The 19,143-nt window shown below is 55.1% G+C and carries 22 protein-coding genes; 15 read left to right on the forward strand and 7 right to left on the reverse strand.

Translation table 11 applies throughout. The features are described 5' to 3' along the window. Positions 1-35 precede the first annotated feature (35 nt). From ybeD to lipA, 4 genes are all read left to right on the forward strand, one after another. Positions 36-299, forward strand: a complete 264-nt coding sequence (gene ybeD, locus R0140_RS19805; protein WP_002894474.1) for a DUF493 family protein YbeD — start codon at positions 36-38, stop codon at positions 297-299. Positions 300-403: 104 nt separating this feature from the next. Then, on the forward strand, positions 404-1,048 hold the full coding sequence (lipB, locus tag R0140_RS19810; protein WP_012542459.1) for a lipoyl(octanoyl) transferase LipB: 645 nt from the start codon (positions 404-406) through the stop codon (positions 1,046-1,048). Positions 1,049-1,240: 192 nt separating this feature from the next. Beyond that, entirely contained in the window at positions 1,241-2,137 is an 897-nt protein-coding gene (locus R0140_RS19815) for a YbeF family transcriptional regulator (RefSeq protein ID WP_008805631.1), read from the forward strand. 180 nt (positions 2,138-2,317) lie between these two features. Then, positions 2,318-3,283, forward strand: a complete 966-nt coding sequence (lipA, locus tag R0140_RS19820) for a lipoyl synthase (RefSeq protein WP_002894467.1) — start codon at positions 2,318-2,320, stop codon at positions 3,281-3,283. 200 nt (positions 3,284-3,483) lie between these two features. Here lipA and tatE read toward each other — a convergent pair whose 3' ends face one another. Next, positions 3,484-3,690 (reverse strand): twin-arginine translocase subunit TatE, encoded by a 207-nt coding sequence (gene tatE, locus R0140_RS19825; RefSeq protein WP_008805630.1) that lies wholly within the window; start codon positions 3,688-3,690, stop codon positions 3,484-3,486. 244 nt (positions 3,691-3,934) lie between these two features. Continuing rightward, the gene (locus R0140_RS19830; protein ID WP_008805629.1) at positions 3,935-4,723 is read right to left on the reverse strand and encodes a deaminated glutathione amidase; all 789 of its coding nucleotides are present in this window, start codon (positions 4,721-4,723) and stop codon (positions 3,935-3,937) included. Between the two features lie 89 nt (positions 4,724-4,812). On the opposite strand from R0140_RS19830, the gene crcB reads away from it, so the two are divergent. Beyond that, positions 4,813-5,196, forward strand: a complete 384-nt coding sequence (gene crcB / locus R0140_RS19835; protein WP_008805628.1) for a fluoride efflux transporter CrcB — start codon at positions 4,813-4,815, stop codon at positions 5,194-5,196. A gap of 66 nt (positions 5,197-5,262) precedes the next feature. Here the strand turns inward: crcB and cspE are convergent, their stop codons facing one another. Both cspE and pagP read right to left on the reverse strand, forming a co-directional pair. Further along, positions 5,263-5,472 carry a transcription antiterminator/RNA stability regulator CspE gene (gene cspE / locus R0140_RS19840; protein WP_012542460.1) on the reverse strand — a complete coding sequence of 70 codons (210 nt, stop codon included), beginning with the start codon at positions 5,470-5,472 and terminating at the stop codon, positions 5,263-5,265. Between the two features lie 194 nt (positions 5,473-5,666). Then, positions 5,667-6,191 carry a lipid IV(A) palmitoyltransferase PagP gene (pagP, locus tag R0140_RS19845; RefSeq protein WP_306034378.1) on the reverse strand — a complete coding sequence of 175 codons (525 nt, stop codon included), beginning with the start codon at positions 6,189-6,191 and terminating at the stop codon, positions 5,667-5,669. Between the two features lie 332 nt (positions 6,192-6,523). On the opposite strand from pagP, the gene dcuC reads away from it, so the two are divergent. The 4 genes from dcuC (at position 6,524) to uspG (ending at position 9,993) form a co-directional block, all read left to right on the forward strand. Further along, positions 6,524-7,897 (forward strand): anaerobic C4-dicarboxylate transporter DcuC, encoded by a 1,374-nt coding sequence (gene dcuC, locus R0140_RS19850; RefSeq protein ID WP_008805625.1) that lies wholly within the window; start codon positions 6,524-6,526, stop codon positions 7,895-7,897. A 92-nt stretch (positions 7,898-7,989) separates the two neighbouring features. Next, positions 7,990-8,787, forward strand: a complete 798-nt coding sequence (rna, locus tag R0140_RS19855; protein WP_016160487.1) for a ribonuclease I — start codon at positions 7,990-7,992, stop codon at positions 8,785-8,787. Positions 8,788-8,965: 178 nt separating this feature from the next. Next, positions 8,966-9,376 carry a nucleoside diphosphate kinase regulator gene (gene rnk / locus R0140_RS19860; RefSeq protein WP_008805623.1) on the forward strand — a complete coding sequence of 137 codons (411 nt, stop codon included), beginning with the start codon at positions 8,966-8,968 and terminating at the stop codon, positions 9,374-9,376. A gap of 188 nt (positions 9,377-9,564) precedes the next feature. After that, positions 9,565-9,993 carry a universal stress protein UspG gene (gene uspG, locus R0140_RS19865; protein WP_002894401.1) on the forward strand — a complete coding sequence of 143 codons (429 nt, stop codon included), beginning with the start codon at positions 9,565-9,567 and terminating at the stop codon, positions 9,991-9,993. Positions 9,994-10,065: 72 nt separating this feature from the next. Here uspG and ahpF read toward each other — a convergent pair whose 3' ends face one another. Both ahpF and ahpC read right to left on the reverse strand, forming a co-directional pair. Then, on the reverse strand, positions 10,066-11,631 hold the full coding sequence (gene ahpF / locus R0140_RS19870; protein WP_008805622.1) for an alkyl hydroperoxide reductase subunit F: 1,566 nt from the start codon (positions 11,629-11,631) through the stop codon (positions 10,066-10,068). A gap of 188 nt (positions 11,632-11,819) precedes the next feature. Then, entirely contained in the window at positions 11,820-12,383 is a 564-nt protein-coding gene (gene ahpC, locus R0140_RS19875; protein ID WP_002894394.1) for an alkyl hydroperoxide reductase subunit C, read from the reverse strand. Between the two features lie 411 nt (positions 12,384-12,794). Here ahpC and dsbG point away from each other — a divergent pair, with 411 nt between their 5' ends. The 4 genes from dsbG (at position 12,795) to R0140_RS19895 (ending at position 16,603) form a co-directional block, all read left to right on the forward strand. Continuing rightward, positions 12,795-13,544, forward strand: coding sequence for a thiol:disulfide interchange protein DsbG (gene dsbG / locus R0140_RS19880; protein ID WP_008805621.1), 750 nt, complete (start codon positions 12,795-12,797; stop codon positions 13,542-13,544). Positions 13,545-13,724: 180 nt separating this feature from the next. After that, entirely contained in the window at positions 13,725-14,657 is a 933-nt protein-coding gene (gene citR, locus R0140_RS19885; protein ID WP_008805620.1) for a DNA-binding transcriptional repressor CitR, read from the forward strand. Positions 14,658-14,768: 111 nt separating this feature from the next. Continuing rightward, on the forward strand, positions 14,769-15,992 hold the full coding sequence (locus R0140_RS19890) for a phosphoadenosine phosphosulfate reductase (protein ID WP_012968704.1): 1,224 nt from the start codon (positions 14,769-14,771) through the stop codon (positions 15,990-15,992). Further along, positions 15,977-16,603 (forward strand): IbrB-like domain-containing protein, encoded by a 627-nt coding sequence (locus tag R0140_RS19895; RefSeq protein WP_023297217.1) that lies wholly within the window; start codon positions 15,977-15,979, stop codon positions 16,601-16,603. The genes R0140_RS19890 and R0140_RS19895 overlap by 16 nt, the downstream gene beginning before the upstream one ends. On the opposite strand, the gene R0140_RS19900 is transcribed toward R0140_RS19895, so the two are convergent. Further along, a complete protein-coding gene (locus tag R0140_RS19900) occupies positions 16,604-17,749 on the reverse strand; it encodes a pyridoxal phosphate-dependent aminotransferase (RefSeq protein ID WP_162494477.1) in 1,146 nt (381 codons plus the stop codon). Between the two features lie 140 nt (positions 17,750-17,889). On the opposite strand from R0140_RS19900, the gene mtnC reads away from it, so the two are divergent. Beyond that, on the forward strand, positions 17,890-18,579 hold the full coding sequence (gene mtnC / locus R0140_RS19905; RefSeq protein WP_008805616.1) for an acireductone synthase: 690 nt from the start codon (positions 17,890-17,892) through the stop codon (positions 18,577-18,579). Continuing rightward, the gene (locus R0140_RS19910; RefSeq protein WP_008805615.1) at positions 18,576-19,118 is read left to right on the forward strand and encodes a 1,2-dihydroxy-3-keto-5-methylthiopentene dioxygenase; all 543 of its coding nucleotides are present in this window, start codon (positions 18,576-18,578) and stop codon (positions 19,116-19,118) included. Before mtnC ends, R0140_RS19910 begins: the two co-directional genes overlap by 4 nt. Positions 19,119-19,143: the final 25 nt, after the last annotated feature.

The raw sequence follows: 19,143 nt of genomic DNA on the forward strand, positions 1-19,143 counted from the left end.
GGGAGTTATTATTTTGTCGTAACACCGGAGCTGACATGAAAACCAAACTTAACGAACTGCTGGAATTCCCTACCCCCTTTACGTACAAAGTAATGGGACAGGCGTTGCCGGAGCTGGTTGATCAGGTGGTGGAAGTGGTACAGCGCCATGCGCCTGGTGATTACTCGCCGTCAGTAAAACCGAGCAGCAAAGGTAACTACCACTCGGTTTCCATCACCATCAACGCCACCCACATTGAGCAAGTGGAAACGCTGTACGAAGAGTTAGGCAATATCGATATCGTACGGATGGTGCTGTAACCTTTTCCCCGACCCGGCCGCCGTGCCGGGTCCTTTCATCCCCTTCCGCTCTGCTGTGATATACTCCCCGCCCTGAGTCCTCTCTTCCCGGCGGAGATGTTGTTTTGCAGCACAATAAAATTCTTATCCGGCAGCTTGGCCTGCAACCATACGAACCCATCTCGCAGGCGATGCATGAATTCACCGACGCCCGCGATGAAGACACCCTCGACGAGATCTGGCTGGTGGAACATCACCCGGTCTTCACTCAGGGCCAGGCAGGCAAAGCGGAACACGTGCTGGTGCCCGGCGATATTCCGGTGATCCAGAGCGATCGCGGCGGCCAGGTGACCTATCACGGTCCAGGACAGCAGGTAATGTATGTTCTGTTGAACCTTAAACGCCGCAAGCTGGGTGTGCGCGAGCTGGTGACGCTGCTGGAGCAAACGGTCGTTAATACCCTGGCCGAGTATGGCATCGAATCGCATCCCCGCGCCGATGCCCCTGGGGTCTACGTCGGCGATCGCAAAATCTGCTCACTGGGACTGCGGATCCGCAAAGGGTGCTCTTTCCACGGTCTGGCGCTCAATATCGCGATGGATCTCGCGCCATTTCTGCGCATCAATCCCTGCGGCTATGCCGGCATGGAGATGACGCAAATGCGCCAGTGGCAGCCAGAGGTGACTCCAGAGACGGTCGCCCCGCGGCTGGTCGCCAATCTGCTGGCGCTGCTGAACCATCCCCCGCACGAATATCTCCCCCAGCAGTAAACGGTAGATCAGCGCCCCGCAGGCAGCGGGGCGCTAAACGATTAACACATTATTTTTGCAATCAATTGTCACGTACGGGAGGCGGTGGGCCGCTATACTTGCCCTATCATTCCCAACCGGACTCATCGCGTGCCAGAGAATACGTCTCCGTCAGAATCCCCTGAACGACAGGATGAACGTTATGACCGCCAGATGTTTCGCATCCTGCGCAATATTGACCTCAACCTGTTAACCATCTTCGAAGCCGTTTACGTCCATAAAGGCATCGTCAACGCCGCTAAGATACTGAATATCACGCCATCGGCTATTAGCCAGTCGATTAACAAACTGCGGGCGCTTTTTCCTGACCCGCTGTTTATCCGCAAGGGGCAAGGTGTGATGCCCACCGCGTATGCTACCCATCTTCATCAGTACATCAGCCGGGGTATGGAGGCTTTCCTCAGTGCGCTGGATATCGCTGGTAGCCCCCACCAGCAGCGGGTGATCACTATCGCCACCACGCCAGGCATGGGGGCGCTACTGATACCCATCGTGGCCAGTGCGCTAAAACCGGCCTTTCCGCAGATCCTGTTGCACAACATCGCCATCACCGACGCCGCGCGGCAGCTCGACCAGCGCCAGGTGGATCTGTTAATTGACACTCATCTGCACAGCGGCCAGGCGATAAGCCATCATGTGCTGTACCAGGATCGGGTACGGATGTACTGCCGTGCTGAGCACCCCGCGCTGCACGGCCCACAGGATGAAGCCCATCTCGCTCAGTATGAATTTGCGCTGCTGCTTCCGGAAGGCCAGCGCTACCCCACCCTTCACCGCCGCCTGCAGGAAGAGATGGGCGAACGACGCTGCGGATTCAGCACCTTTAACCTGCTGACCCAGGCAGCCATGATCGCCGAGAGCGACATGCTGGGGCTGACCACCGAGCGCCTGTTCGCCATGGTATCCCGGCTCTGGCCACTGCAAACCCTGGATTTTCACTCCCTGCAGGACGAAAAAATTAATGTTGCGCTGCACTACAATAAGCAAAGCGGGAAGGAGCCATTGCTGAAAGAAATTATCGAGACGGTAATCCAGGCGTTTAAGGCGTAGCGCACGGAAAGGAAAAGGATAAAACAACAACTATTTTACAATTTGCGAGGCAGGCAGGCTGCTTTCTGCCCCTTTTCAATGGTATACTGCCTGCTCTTGATTCAAAAATAGTTGATAATTGCAACATTTCATTGAATTAATTCGCTTTCCTTCGTGACTCGCAACTGGAACACGCACGCTATGAGTAAACCCATTGTGATGGAACGCGGTGTTAAGTACCGCGACGCCGATAAAATGGCCCTTATCCCGGTGAAAAACGTGGCAACTGAGCGTGAAGCTCTGCTCAGAAAACCGGAATGGATGAAAATCAAACTTCCGGCAGATTCGTCCCGTATCCAGGGTATCAAAGCAGCGATGCGTAAGAACGGCCTGCACTCCGTGTGTGAAGAAGCCTCCTGCCCGAACCTTGCAGAATGCTTCAACCACGGTACCGCGACCTTTATGATCCTCGGCGCGATCTGTACTCGTCGCTGCCCGTTCTGCGATGTCGCGCACGGGCGCCCGGTTGCACCAGATGCGAACGAACCACAGAAGCTGGCGCAAACCATCGCTGATATGGGTCTGCGCTACGTCGTGGTCACTTCAGTGGACCGTGACGACCTGCGTGATGGCGGCGCACAGCATTTTGCCGACTGCATCAGCGCCATTCGCGAGAAAAACCCGTCGATTAAGATCGAAACGCTGGTTCCGGATTTCCGCGGCCGCATGGATCGCGCGCTTGATATTCTGACGGTAACCCCGCCGGATGTCTTCAACCATAACCTCGAAAACGTACCTCGTCTCTATCGTCAGGTGCGTCCGGGCGCGGATTACAACTGGTCGCTGAAGCTGCTGGAGCGTTTTAAAGAAGCGCATCCGGAGATCCCGACGAAATCTGGCCTGATGGTCGGTCTGGGCGAAACCAACGACGAGATCATTGAAGTGATGCGCGACCTGCGCCGCCATGGCGTCACCATGCTGACGTTAGGCCAGTATCTGCAGCCGAGCCGTCACCACCTGCCAGTACAGCGCTACGTCAGCCCGGAAGAGTTCGAAGAGATGAAAGCGGAAGCGATGGCGATGGGCTTCACCCACGCCGCCTGCGGTCCCTTCGTTCGCTCTTCCTATCATGCCGACCTGCAGGCTAAAGGAATGGAAGTGAAGTAACTGCCGCTTCTGCCGCTGCGCGCCTTTTCGCCGCAGCGGCCCCTCTCCGCTTCCTCTGCTTCCTCTGCTTCGCGTTTTCGTAACAGTTCGTTGCATCTTTTCTGCGCGGCATCGCCAAAAACGACAAAGGCCGCAACGATATTCGTCGCGGCCTCTTCGCCGTTCCGCCAGCATCCCTCCGGGGGGACGCATCGGATCAATTACTCTTTATGAGAGATCTTCTGCGCCGGCGCTTCTTCTTCCACGGTGGCTTTCTTCGCGCTATCGTCATCCTCGTTCATGGCCTTTTTAAAGCCCTTGATAGCCGAACCCAGGTCGCCGCCCAGCGTACGTAATTTCTTGGTACCAAACACTAAGATAATCAGTGCTGCGACTACCAGCAGTTTGGTAATACTAATCTCACCCATAGCTAACCTTCTTCTCTATACAAGCTGCGAATACGCCATCATACACGCATTTATCCGTCATATTGTAATCCACCTGTGCGTGGGCTGCGTGATTCGGCCCAGAGCCTTCCCCCTGAAGGAGTTAGCGCAGGGGTGTCCGTCCTGACGTGCACAGCGAATTATTAGGATAAACAATACGGGTATTTGACGCGCGGACACAATAGCAATCTGTAACAAGGTGAATCAAGCCCTGTTTAAAAAAACATCACAATAATTGCGGTGGCGCAAATCGTCGGTTCTGCAGTACCGGCAAACGCTCGCGAACCCGCGCAAGGTGCTCTGCGGAGACATCGGCAAAGATCAGCTGCGGTTCGCTCCCGGCCCCCGCCAGCGTCGTTCCCAGCGGGTCTACAATGCGGCTCTGACCAATATTCCGCGTCCCGCATTCGCCTGCCGCCACGATATAGCAGGTCGTATCGAGCGCGCGCGCCGCCAACAGCGTCGCCCAGTGGTGCTCTTTCTGTGGCCCTCTCACCCATGCGGTGGGCAGTACCAGCAGCTCAGCTCCGTTCAGCGCCAGCGATAGGGCCAGTTCCGGAAAGCGAAGATCGTAGCAGGTCATCAGGCCAACGCGTAACCCCGCCACTTCAATTACCGGCGGGATCTGCTGGCCAGGATCCACCCGCCGCGACTCCTGCATTGCGAAGGCGTCGTATAAATGCAGTTTGTGATAATGGGCTATTACTTCGCCATCCCGCAAGACCACCAGCGTATTGGTCGCACGGCCTTCTGCCGACGGCACATGCAGCGTCAGGACCGTGGTCAAACGGTTACGCCCGCTCTCAGCCAGCAGCAGCTGCAAAAACGCCCCATCCAGCGGCTGAGCCGATTTCACTGACATATCCGGGTCGTTGTCATCTCGCGCCAGTAACGCCTCTGGCAGCACCAGCAGCGCCGCCCCTTCACGCGCAGCCTGTTGCATCATCGTCACACAGGTCTGCGCATTCGTCCGCCATACTGGCGTGACGGCAAATTGTCCTGCCGCTACCCGCATGTTTTTCTCCGGTCAGGTTATGAATAGCCAATCGCGCCCGTCGCGCGCTACACTTGAGGTTCTCTTATATCAAATAGCAGGAAACAACCGTGTTTCAACTTCTTTGCGCCGTTTTTATTGGCGGTGGCACCGGCAGCGTATTGCGCTGGTGGCTCGGCATGAAGCTCAACCCTGTGCATCATGCTATCCCGATTGGGACATTGACGGCCAACCTGGTAGGCGCCTTTGTGATTGGTGCCGGGCTGGCGTGGTTTAACCGTCTGACGGATATTGACCCGATGTGGAAGCTCCTGATCACCACCGGGTTCTGCGGCGGGTTGACCACCTTCTCCACCTTCTCGGCGGAAGTGGTCTTTCTCCTGCAGCAGGGGCGGGTGAGCTGGGCACTCCTCAACGTGATGGTGAATTTGCTGGGTTCGTTTGCCATGACGGCCGTCGCCTTCTGGCTTTTCTCGCAGGCCGCCAGCCGTTAACGATCTGAAAATCAGGCAAAAAAAAACCCGCGTTAAGCGGGTTTTTATATTCTACTGACGTGTTGGTTAGATAGCCATTACGTTTGCAGCAGAAGGGCCTTTGGCACCGTTAGTGATTTCGAACTCTACACGCTGACCTTCAGCCAGAGTTTTGAAACCGTTGGACTGGATTGCAGAGAAGTGTACGAATACATCTTTGCTGCCATCTTCCGGAGTAATGAAACCGAATCCTTTGGACTCATTAAACCACTTAACGTTACCTTTAATCTTAGACATCAAAATTACCTTTATATGAAAAATCGACACTAATGCTGTGTCGAGTATCAGTACACCAATTGTGGTACCTTTTGTCCAGTGCAACTTTGCTAAAAAGTGATAAAAGTCGCTATCTTTTTTAGTGGGTAACGCTTTAGTCCTTGTTTTTCCACAAGACACACCGCTTATCTCATTTATTGCTAAGACTTAGCGAATTAAAACTGTATACGAGCCCAGGCGAAGTAAACGTTACCGTTATTGTAGGTGCCGGGAATATAGGTCATCTGGAAAGTCGCCGGACCGTAACCTATTGACGCCAATGGTAAGATCACCGGAATGGGGATGTAGTCCCAGTTATCGCGCGCCGTCACGCCAAGGGTATAGCCGAGTCCAAGGTGGAAGTTCTGGTCGGTCAGCGGGCGCCAGGTTTTCTCCCAGCCGTAGCCGCCGATAGGCTCCCATTTATTGAAAGAATCTTTAAACGCCATCAGGTACAGACCGTGCCAGTTTCCCTTCTCATCCCAGCGCGAGACGCCAAAACCCGCGCCCCAGGGGCGTTCGTTATACTTATCCGTCTTTTCCTTATCATAGGCAAACCGCGCGTGCCAGGTAATGGCTGGAACGTACAAGTCATAGTGCTCCGGCTCATTCCAGGTCTGCGCGACGTTATTACTTAAGGTCTGGTAACCTTCGCTGAGGGTCGATGAAAACGACGCGCTGGCGTTTACGGATACCAACAACCATCCAAAAAAACCAAGAGAAAACAGAGAAAAACGACGTAACATCAACACTTTTCCATTACCACTTTCATTTAAAAGCCGCCTAAAATAGCAAAGATAGTCTCAATACAGGTTGAACGAAATAAGGCAAACTCCTGATTTTTGCCCGGTGACCATCAGAACCTTTTAACTATCCATCTGGTGATTATATCCAGGCGAGACGGGTGACGCGTAGTTCTTATCGCTTTATTGATTTGCATCAGCGAGTTTTGTCCGTTTTTTCGGCACATTCGCACATTAAAATTTGGCATGACGCTTTTTATCTACATATTCTTTGGGCTTAGGGGTAATAAATGCTGACGTTTGTTGAGATCCTGATCGGGATTGTGGTCATTGTGGGCGTCGCCCGCTATATCATTAAGGGCTACTCGGCCACCGGGGTGCTGTTCGTCGGGGGCTTAATCTTATTGATCGTCAGCGCCCTGCTGGGGCATAAAGTCTTGCCGGGCAATACCGACAGCACCGGTTATTCTGCCACTGATATTATTGAATACATTAAGATTCTACTCATGAGCCGCGGTGGCGATCTGGGTATGATGATTATGATGCTGTGCGGCTTCGCCACCTACATGACCCATATTGGCGCCAATGATATGGTGGTGAAATTAGCATCAAAGCCGCTGCGCTATATTAATTCGCCCTATCTGCTGATGATTGCCGCCTACTTTGTCGCCTGCCTGATGTCGCTGGCGGTCTCCTCTGCGACCGGCCTTGGCGTGCTGCTGATGGCGACGCTGTTCCCGGTGATGGTGAACGTCGGTATCAGTCGCGGGGCGGCGGCAGCCATCTGCGCTTCACCGGCGGCCATTATCCTCTCGCCTACCTCTGGCGATGTTGTACTGGCGGCTAAAGCCGCAGAAATGCCGCTGATCGACTTTGCCTTCAAGACCACGCTGCCCATCTCCATCGCGGCCATTATCTGCATGGCAATCGCCCATTTCTTCTGGCAGCGTTACCTGGATAAAAAAGAGAACATTTCCCACGAAATGCTGGATGTCAACGACATCACCACCACCGCCCCGGCGCTGTACGCCATTCTGCCGTTTACCCCGATCATCGGCGTGCTGATCTTTGATGGTAAATGGGGACCGGAACTGCACATTATCACCATCCTCGTCGGCTGCATGCTGCTGGCGGCGATCCTTGAGTTCCTGCGCGGGTTTAACACCAAAAACGTCTTCAGCGGGCTGGAAGTCGCCTACCGCGGGATGGCTGACGCCTTCGCCGGCGTAGTGATGCTGCTGGTCGCCGCCGGCGTCTTCGCCCAGGGGCTAAGCACCATCGGCTTTATCAATGGGCTGATCTCCATCGCCACCTCCTTCGGCTCGGCCAGTATTATTCTGATGCTGGTGCTGGTGATCCTGACCATGCTGGCGGCAATGACCACCGGCTCCGGTAATGCCCCGTTCTACGCTTTTGTTGAGATGATCCCCAAGCTGGCGCACTCTTCCGGCATCAATCCGGCTTATCTGTCGATTCCGATGCTGCAGGCCTCTAACCTCGGCCGCACGATATCGCCGGTCTCCGGGGTGGTGGTCGCCGTTGCCGGGATGGCAAAAATTTCGCCGTTCGAAGTGGTCAAACGTACCTCCGTGCCGGTGATGGTTGGCCTGCTGGTGGTGATTATCGCCACTGAGATTCTGGTGCCCGGCAGCGCAGTCCACTAATGGTCTAACCACGCGAAAAGGCGCCAGCGGGCGCCTTTTTTATGCTTTAATAACTCCCCGTTATCTTTTGCCATCCACAATCAGGAATAAACATGTTCAGGAAGGATTTCGCCGCGCTTGCCCTTGTGCTCACCGCCACTCAGGCCGGCGCTGAACCGCTCACCGCGACGCGATACGCTGATTTTGACCGCTACGTTCTTGCCCTCTCCTGGCAAACCGGATTCTGTCAGAGCATGCTTGACCGCAACCGTAGCGAACCGGAAGAGTGTCGCCTGCAGCAGGACACCGCGAACAAAGCCGACTTTCTGACCGTGCACGGCCTGTGGCCCGGGCTGCCAAAGTCGATTGCCGCGCGCGGGGTGGATGAACGACGCTGGATGCGCTACGGCTGCGCCACGCGCCCGGTACCCAACATGCCGGAAGTGAAAGCGAACCGCAAATGCCAGGCGGCGGAAACCGGGCTGTCGCTGGAGATGGCCAATAAGCTCAATAACGTGATGCCGGGTTCGGGCGGCACCTCCTGCCTGGAGCGCTACGAATACGCCAAACATGGCGTCTGCTTCGGCTTTGATCCCGATAGCTATTTTGGCACCATGGTGCGCCTGAATGGGGAAATTAAGCATAGCCCGGTAGGCGATTTCCTCGCGAAGCATTATGGTCAAACCGTCAGCCGCGCCGACTTCGATGCCGCGGTGGCCCGCGCCTGGGGTCCGCAAAGCGTGAAGGCGTTTAAATTAACCTGTAACGGTAATCCGGCCTATCTGACCGAGATGCAAATCTCCCTCAACGCCGCCACCATCAACGCCCCGCTGACCACGTCCGCCTTTCTGCCGCAACCCCATCCGGGCAACTGTGGAACCCAGTTTATCCTGGACAAGGTCGGTCAGTAGCGCAAAGCGACATGCTGAGCAGAAAACGCCGCCCGCCGGGGGGCGTTGCACGCTGAATGTGCGTTTCATCACTTCAAACTACCGGCAACTCTCAGTATGATGGTAGGACCTTAACCCTTGCCCTTTTCGGCGAGGGTTTTCTTTTACGGACAGGTTCCTGGATAACATGGAGTATGCAATGACCAGACCCGCAATCATCATTAACGAACTGGATGCCGAACGTATCGACAGGCTGCTGGAGCAGCCGGCTTTCGCCAACTTACCGGTTGCCGATGCCCTGAATGACGAGCTCGACCGCGCGCAAATGCTGGCGCCGGAAGCGATGCCGCATGACGTCGTCACCATGAACAGTAAGGTAAAATTCCGCGATTTAACCAGCGGCGAAGAGCGCGTGCGGACGCTGGTGTTTCCGTCTCAGGTGACTGACAGCGCCAGCCAGCTCTCCGTCCTCGCGCCGGTGGGCGCCGCGCTGCTGGGGCTGAAAGTCGGCAGCACCATTCACTGGGAGCTGCCGGGCGGTGCATCGACACACCTGGAAGTGCTGGAGCTATTGTACCAGCCGGAAGCCGCTGGCGAATTCCACCGCTAATCCCTGCTGCCTGAGGCGTTTCGCGCTTTATTCAGAGGATGTCCATACATCCTCTTTCTGCTGTTTCTTCCCCCGCTAACCTTTTTTTACGCTTTGCACCTGCCTGACTGACAGTTTTGCGACCTGAATGACACTATATCCGCATATAATATGTTGATATAGACGCAAATGAACAAGGAGGATTGCATATGTATAAGACTATCATTATGCCCGTTGATGTCTTTGAGATGGCGCTGAGCGATAAAGCCGTCCGGCATGCGGAGTTTCTGGCCCAGCAGGACGGGGTGATCCATCTGCTCCACGTATTACCCGGCTCTGCGAGCTTCACCATGAGCCGCTTTACCGCCGATCTGCGGCGGTTTGAAGAACACCTGCAGCATGAGGCGGAAACTCGTCTGCAGACGATGGTCAGCCATTTCAGCATTGACCCCTCACGTATCAAGCTGCATGTCCGTTTCGGCAGCGTGCGCGATATGGTCAACGAGCTGGCCAGCGAAATTAACGCCGATGTCGTGGTGATTGGCTCGCGCAACCCGTCCATCAGTACCCACCTGCTCGGATCCAATGCCTCAAGCGTGATCCGCCATGCCCATATCCCGGTGATGGTCGTCAGGTAAATATGACGAAATAGAAAAAAAGAGGCTACCCCAGGGTAGCCTCTTTGTTATGCAGGTTTATTGTCTGACTTGTTATGCGGTTTTCGTACGGATCAGGTAGTCGAAGGCGCTCAGCGACGCTTTTGCCCCTTCCCCTGCCGCGATAATAATCTGCTTGTACGGCACGGTGGTGCAGTCGCCAGCGGCGAATACGCCTTTGACATTGGTTTCGCACTTCGCATCGATGATGATCTCACCCATGCGGTTGCGCTCAACGGCGCCTTCCAGCCAGGTGGTGTTAGGCAGCAGGCCAATCTGGACGAAGATCCCCGCCAGCGCGACATGATGCTCATCACCGCTCACCCGGTCACGATATTGCAGGCCGGTGACTTTGCTGCCATCGCCTTTCACTTCCGTGGTCTGCGCATTAAGAATGATGTCGACATTCTTCAGGCTGCGGACTTTATCCTGCAACACCTGGTCGGCTTTCATCTCTGGAGCAAACTCCAGCAGGGTCACATGCTCTACGACGCCCGCCAGGTCGATAGCGGCTTCTACCCCGGAGTTCCCGCCGCCAATTACCGCTACGCGTTTGCCCTTAAACAGCGGACCGTCGCAGTGCGGGCAGTAGGTCACGCCTTTGGTGCGATACTGATCTTCGCCCGGTACGTTCATATTGCGCCATTTCGCCCCGGTGGCAATGATGACGCTACGCGCCTTCAGCACCGCGCCAGAGGCGGTTTCAATCTGATGCAGGCCGCCCTCTGTCGCCGCTGGCGTCAGTTTGGTCGCGCTCTGGGAGTCGATCACATCGACGTTATAGTCGCTGACGTGCGCTTTCAGCGCGCCGGCCAGTTTCTGGCCTTCGGTTTTCGGCACCGAAATATAGTTTTCGATATCCACGGTATCCAGCACCTGACCGCCGAAGCGCTCGCCCATCAGGCCGGTACGAATACCTTTACGCGCAGAGTAGACCGCCGCGGCCGCACCGGACGGGCCGGAGCCGACAATCAGCACATCGTAAGCGTCACGTTGGTTCAGCTCTTCCGCTGCGCGTTTTTCCGCACCGGTATCCACTTTGGCGACAATTTCCGTCAGCGTCATCCGCCCCTGACCAAACTCCTGGCCATTCAGATACACCGCAGGAACGCCCATGACGTTGCGATCGGTAATTTCATTCTGGAAGGTCCCACCGTCAATCGCCGTGTGCTTGATGCGCGGGTTGAGCACCGACATCAGGTTCAGGGCCTGCACCACATCCGGGCAGTTATGACAGGAGAGTGAATAATAAGTCTCGAACTCGAAATCGCCATCAATATCGCGGATCTGCTCCAGCAGCGACTGGGCCTCTTTCGACGGATGACCGCCGGTCCACAGCAGCGCCAGCACCAGCGAGGTAAACTCGTGGCCCAGCGGAGAGCCTGCAAAGCGTGGGCCCTGGTCGGAACCTGGGTTAGTAATCAGGAATGATGGCTTACGTACCGCGAGCGTGTTGTCTTCTTTAAAGGTGACTTTGTCTGACAGTTCAGCGATTTCAGCCAACAGTTCCTTGATTTCTGCCGATTTAGCGCTGTCATCCAGCGTGGCAATCAGCTCAACAGGCTTGGTCAGCTTCTCAAGGTAGGCCTTGAGCTGGGTTTTCATGTTGGTGTCGAGCATTGTTATCTCCTGGGCTTAAAACATCATCATGCAAGCGGCCTCGTCCAGGCGGCCTGAATGCGCTTGCATCATGGTGTTGGAATAAAATGGGCGCGAAAGCGCCCATTGATTGCCGGGTGGCACGCCGTTTACCCGGCCTACAATCTTGTAGGCCCGTGCAAGCGTAGCGCCGCCGGGCACAAACAGACTTAAATCTTACCGACCAGGTCCAGAGACGGAGCCAGTGTCGCTTCGCCTTCTTTCCATTTAGCCGGGCAGACTTCGCCTGGGTGAGAAGCAACGTACTGCGCCGCTTTGATTTTACGCAGCAGGTCAGACGCATCACGGCCGATACCTTCAGCGGTAACTTCGATCGCCTGGATGATACCCTGCGGGTCAACCACGAAGGTGGCACGGTCAGCCAGACCTTCATCTTCACGCATGTTGTCGAAGTTACGGGTCAGGGCGCCAGTCGGGTCGCCGATCATCGCGTATTTGATTTTCGCGATGGTTTCAGAGCTGCTGTGCCACGCTTTGTGGGTGAAGTGGGTATCGGTAGACACAGAGTAAACGTCTACGCCCAGCTTCTGCAGTTCTTCGTAATGGTCAGCCACGTCGCCCAGTTCGGTCGGGCAGACGAAAGTGAAGTCAGCCGGATAGAAGAAGAAGACGCTCCAGCGGCCTTCGGTGTCTTTCTCGGTGACTTCGATGAATTCACCATTTTTGAATGCCTGGTTTTTGAACGGTTTGATTTTGGTGTTAATTAAGGACATCTATACTTCCTCCGTGTTTTCGTTGAGGTCTAAGTTAACGAATTTTTCCTGACCCGACCAATGCGTTTACATTATCGAATCAATAAGCGTTATCTAACAACCGGAACAAGACAACTCTGTGAACCTGTCGACGCGTTCAGCGCTGATCGCTGTTTTTCGCATCATTTGCCGCGACAAAAGTAAAAAGGCCACCCTTTCAGGCGGCCCCGTTACCTGAAATACCCGAAGGTAGGTTCAGCGCCAGTCAGACTGGCTATGTGTTGCGCTCTACATTACCTTAATGTAACAGCATCCAGGATTACATCACCCACGCCAGCAAAGGGCAATCCGTCATTCTGCTGATCTTGCCTATGACTGTGATAGGTTCGACAATCGTTTTGCCCTTTCCTGCTGATTTTACAAGGAATATTCATGTTAAAGCGTCTTCTCTTGCTCAGCCTTTTTCCGTTATGTAGCCAGGCGGAGGAGCTCCCCGCTCCGGTAAAAGCGATTGAAAAACAGGGCATTACCATTATAAAACCCTTTGAGGCGCCAGGGGGAATGAAAGGCTGGCTGGGCAAATACCAGGACATGGGGGTCGCCATCTACCTCACGCCGGACGGCAAACATGCCATTTCCGGCTATATGTATGACGAGAACGGCAACAACCTCAGCGAGCAGTTGTTTCAAAAAGAGCTCTACACGCCGGCAGGACAGGAGATGTGGAAGAAGATGGCCAGCGCCCACTGGCTGCAGGATGGCAATAAGGACGCCCCCATCGTGCTGTATGTCTTTGCCGATCCCTTCTGCCCCTACTGTAAACAGTTCTGGCAGCAGTCCCGCCCCTGGGTGGAAGCCGGTAAAGTGCAGATCCGCACCCTGCTGGTGGGGGTGATCAAGCCCGAAAGCCCGGCCACCGCCGCCGCGATTCTGGCCACCAAGGATCCGGCGAAGACCTGGCATGATTATGAGCAATCGAATGGGAAAATGGCCCTGACGATCCCGCAGGCTATTCCGCCGGAGAAAATGAAAGTGCTCAACGTTAATCAGCAACTGATGGACGAACTGGGGGCCAACGTCACGCCAGCCATTTACTATATGAATAAGGATAATATGCTGCAGCAGGTGGTCGGCCTGCCGGATAAAGAAAAACTGCAGATCATGATGGGCGAACAAGAATAATCCCATTGCATAATGGCGCCAGATAACAACGACCGCTGGCGCCCCTGTCGACGATAAGATATATTAAGCAGAACTTAACGTTATAGTCCGGTAATTAAATTCACACCGCAAATATTAAGCCAATCAACATTCTCACTAAGAATATTTCCACCCGCGCTGATAATACACAGGACTGCATTAATGGCAAATCTTTACGATCTGAAAAAGTTCGATTTGAATTTATTGGTTATTTTTGAATGTATCTATCAACATTTGAGCATTAGCAAAGCAGCCGCCATGTTATTTATCACCCCGTCAGCGGTGAGCCAGTCGTTGCAGCGTTTGCGCCAGCAGTTAAACGATCCGTTATTTGTTCGCGTTGGGAAAGGGATGACGCCCACTACCGCCTGTGTCAATCTTCATTATCATTTGCAACAAAATCTCGAACAGCTGGAAAAAACCATCAATCTCAATAATCGCTCCGAACTGCGTAAACGTATCGTGATATATGGCCCTCCGCTGTTCTGTTCAGTGAATAGCCATTTTATGATTAATGAGCTCTGTCATCAGGCCAATTTGCAGATTGAGCACCATAACCTGACCACCACGGAATCGGCTGAAGAGCTGCTGGCGTATCGCCAGGCGGACCTGGTGTTCACCCGAATGCCTATTACCAACCGCGCCACGATCTGTCAGCCCTATCAGACGGTGCAGACGCTGGCGGTTTGCCGGGCGGACCATCCGCGGCGAGATCAACTCACGTCGATTGAAGCGCTGGCGCAGGAATTTTTCACCCACTATATCACCAACGATCCTGTCATTCAGCGCGTCCAGCAAAGCAGCACGCCATGGTTAAATCCGGGTAATATTGCCTTTCGCAGCGACTCTTTTATGACCATTCTTAACATGATCAATAAAACCGACTTAATTGGCTTCATCCCCTCCTATTTATATGATTTTATTTCCCCGGCCATGCCACTTCACGCTCTCGATATAGAGGCACTTTTTCCAGAGATCACGATATACATTAACTACCATCAATCATCTACACAAAATCATTTTCTATCTGAATTAATCTCCATTCTAATGAATGACAGAGATATATCACGCCCACAACTTAATAATAGTGAGTAACTGCCCACCTGTTTTCACACTCTGTTTGAATGCAGATCGACCATTAATTTCGCAGCGCTCATCGTTTATACTGAACAAACGGGAAGCTCTACTATTAAAGGATTAATGGTCATGTCGTTTATTAAATATCCCTTACCGGAATCGGTGCTGCAGGCAACTGAGCAGCGCATCCAGTGGGTGCTGGATAATTTTTCACGCGTTTGCGTCTCTTTCTCGGGTGGAAAAGACTCCACCGTCATGCTGCATTTAACCGCCCAGGCGGCGCGGTTACAGGGTAAAAAAATCAGTGTGTTGTTTATTGACTGGGAAGCGCAGTTCTCCTGCACCATCGCCCACTGCGAAAAACTGCGTGCGCTGTATGCGGATGTTGTCGAAACCTTTTACTGGGTCGCCCTGCCGCTCACCACCCAAAACGCGCTGACGCAGTATAAACCGCAATGGCAATGCTGGGAGCCCGGGGCCGACTGGGTCCGTCAGCCGCCGCCCTGGGCGATTACCCACCCGGGCTATTTTTCATTTTATCAACCGGGGATGAGCTTTGAGTCCTTTGTCAGCCACTTCGCCGAGTGGTTTTCACAGCGGCGCCCCGCCGCCGTGCTGGTGGGCATTCGCGCCGACGAGTCACTGAATCGCTTTATGGCCATCTCTTCGCAGCGTAAACAACGCTTCGCCGATGATAAACCCTGGACCACCTCGGCGCCGGGCGGCCACGCCTGGTACATCTACCCGCTCTATGACTGGAAAACGGCCGACATCTGGACCTGGTTTGCCAAAAGCCGGCAGTCTTATAACCCTCTGTACGATCTGATGTATCAGGCCGGGGTGCCGCTGCGCTATATGCGCATCTGCGAACCGTTCGGTCCGGAGCAGCGCCAGGGGCTGTGGCTCTACCATGTGCTGGAGCCTGAGCGCTGGGCCGCAATGTGTCAGCGGGTGAGCGGCGCACACAGCGGCGGGGTCTATGCCGGGCATGATAATCAATTTTACGGCCACCGAAAAATCGACAAGCCCGACCACCTGACATGGAAAAGCTATGCGCTGTTCCTGCTCGACAGCATGCCGGAAACCACTGCCGAGCACTACCGCAACAAAATCGCCGTCTACCTGCGTTGGTATCAGAAAAAAGGCATGGAAGATATTCCGGACACCCAGCCTGCGGACATTGGCACCAAAGATATCCCGTCCTGGCGGCGGGTCTGCAAAGTGCTGCTCAATAACGACTACTGGTGCCGTCAGCTTTCGTTTAGCCCGACCAAAAGCAGCCACTATCAGCGCTACCGTAAACGCATGGAAAAACATCGCCAACAATGGGGGATATTATGCAACAACAACTGACGCAGGCGCTGGACGCTTATCTGCAAACGCTGGATGACGAGGCGCGCATCGAGGCAATCAATGCGTTTCGTCAGGTGCTCCACCAGCGCAGTCCCTTCCGCTCCCAGCCCGTTGACTGCGTGCTGTGGGTAAAACAGGAGCAGGTCATCCCCAACGACTACAATCCGAATAACGTGGCGCCACCGGAAAAACGCCTGCTGCAAACGTCGCTGGAAGCCGACGGCTTTACCCAGCCGGTCGTCGTCATCCAGCAAAGCCCGCAGTCGTATACGATTGTCGACGGTTTTCACCGTCATGAGCTGGCCTGCAGCAAAGCGGTGCTGAAAAAAACGCTGAAAGGTTATCTGCCAGTGACCTGCCTGACGAGTGAAGCCGCCTCGCGTGACGGGCTGATGGCAGCGACCATACGCCATAACCGGGCGCGCGGGCGCCACCAAATCCACGCCATGTCAGAGATTGTCCGCGAACTGACCCAGCTTGGCTGGACGCCACAGAAAATCGGCAAAGAGCTGGGGATGGATGCCGATGAGGTATTGCGCCTGAAGCAAATTAGCGGCCTCACGGAGATGTTCGCTGGCCGCCAGTTCTCCCAGGCGTGGACGATTAAGTGACTACAGCTGGCACAAACGCGTCGCCGCAGCCAACAGAGTCGCCGGCTGTTTGGCAAAGCATAAGCGGATCAGCTTGTGCGGGAACGGATCGGCGCAGAAGACGGAGAGCGGGATCGCCGCCACCCCGACTTCGGTCGTCAGCCAGCGGCAGAAGCTGACGTCGTCAAGATCGGAAATGGCGCTGTAGTCCGCCAGCAGGAAATAGGTCCCTTCACAGGGCAGAAGTTCCAGCCGGCTTGGGCGCAGCGCTTCAATAAACAGATCGCGACGTTCCCGATAAAACGCCGGCAGCTCACGATAGTGCTCAGGCGCTTCGCGCAGCATGTCGGCGATCGCCAGCTGCGCCGGGGTATTCACCGAGAAGGTCAGATACTGATGCACCTTGCGCAGTTCGGCGCTGATGGCCGCCGGGGCTACGCAGTAGCCGACCTTCCAGCCGGTCATATGAAACGTTTTGCCAAACGAGGAGACCGCCACCGCCCGCTCGCGAAGCTGGGGATGCGCCAGCACGCTGGCGTGGCCGCCCTCGGCAAAGCAGATGTGCTCATAGACCTCATCGCTGAGGACATAGATCTCGCGTTCGGCAATCGCCTGCCACAGGGCAGCAAAATCTTCGCGCTGCCAGACGGTAGCTGATGGATTGTGCGGGGTATTGAGGATCACCAGACGGGTTTTATCGCTCAGCGCCGCAGCAAACTGCTGCCAGTCGACGCGAAAATGCGGCGGCTGCAGCGCAATACGGCGTAATTCGCCGCCGGCCAGCGCCACCGCGGGAGCATAGCTGTCATAGCTGGGATCGAAACAGATCACTTCGTCGCCGCGGCGCACCAGAGCGGTGATCGCCGCGTACAGGGCCTCCGTCGCGCCGGCGGTGACCGTGATATCGCTATTGACGTCGGGCAGGTAATCATACAGCTCCGCTGTCTTCCCGGCGATCGCCTCGCGCAGCGCCGGCACGCCGGTCATCGGGGCGTACTGATTCGCCCCCTGCGCCACATGGTAGGCCAGACGCTCCTGAAGATAGCGCGGGCCGTCGAAATCGGGAAAGCCCTGTGACAGGTTGATGGCCTGATGCTGCTGGGCCAGGGCGCTCATCTGGGTAAAAATCGTTGTGCCGAGCGCAGGAAGTTTACTCTCTGGAATCAAAGGGTTATTGCTCATTCTTTTTATACCGATTGTAATGCTGTTGTTGAAGCCACTATAACACGATGTTAATATTTGGCAATCAAGACGCTTAGACGTCTAAATGCTAATGTTATTCCGCGCCACGCCACTCTGGAGAAACCATGATCCGCGCCATCGTGACCGACATAGAAGGCACCACCAGCGATATCCGCTTCGTGCATAACGTGCTGTTCCCCTACGCCCGCGAACGACTGGCCGGCTTTGTGACCGCTCAGCAGTACGCTGAGCCCGTCAAAACCATTCTCGACAACCTGCGCCGCGAGACAGACGCCCCGGCCGCCAGCACCGCCGACCTTATCACTACCCTCTTCGCCTTTATGGACGAAGACCGTAAATCCACGGCGCTAAAGGCGCTGCAGGGGATCATCTGGCGTGACGGCTATCTCAACGGCGACTTTACCGGCCATCTCTATCCGGACGTACTGCCGGCGCTGGAGAAATGGAAAGCGCAGGGCATTGATCTGTATGTATATTCCTCAGGCTCCGTTGCCGCGCAGAAATTGTTATTTGGCTACAGCGATGAAGGTGATATTACTCATCTGTTCACGGGCTATTTCGATACCCTGGTAGGCGCCAAACGCGAGGTGCAGTCCTACCGTAACATTGCTGAACACCTGGGCCATGCCCCTGGCACCATCCTGTTCCTGTCGGATATCCATCAGGAGCTCGACGCCGCCGAGGCTGCAGGTTTGCGAACGATCCAGCTGGTACGCGGCGACCGCGACCCGGCGAGCCACCATCCTCAGGTTCAGCGTTTTGACGACATTCATCCGGAGCAGATCCCAGCATGAGCGCATTAACTCTTTTTTCCGTGACCGATCCGCAAACACCGCTCTGGCACAGCACCGACGCCAAAGCGATTCAGGATCAACTGAACGCCAAAGGCGTCCGCTTCGAGCGCTGGCAGGCCGACCGCGACCTCGGCGCAAATCCCAGCCCGGAAACGGTGATTGCCGCCTATCAGCATGCGATTGATAAACTGGTCGCCGAAAAGGGCTACCAGAGCTGGGACGTCATCAGCCTGCGCGCCGATAACCCGCAAAAAGAGGCGCTGCGGGAAAAATTCCTCAACGAGCACACCCATGGCGAAGACGAGGTGCGGTTTTTTGTCGAGGGCGCCGGCCTGTTCTGCCTGCATATTGGCGACGAGGTGTTCCAGGTACTGTGCGAAAAGAACGATCTGATTTCGGTTCCCGCCCACACCCCGCACTGGTTTGATATGGGTTCAGAACCGAACTTCACCGCCATTCGCATTTTTGATAACCCGGAAGGCTGGATCGCCCAGTTTACCGGTGACGATATCGCCAGCGCCTACCCGCGGCTGGCGTAACGTCAAACTGTCGTCAGTCTTAAAC

This window comes from Klebsiella sp. w6 (assembly GCF_033100215.1).
Lineage (GTDB): Bacteria > Pseudomonadota > Gammaproteobacteria > Enterobacterales > Enterobacteriaceae > Klebsiella > Klebsiella variicola.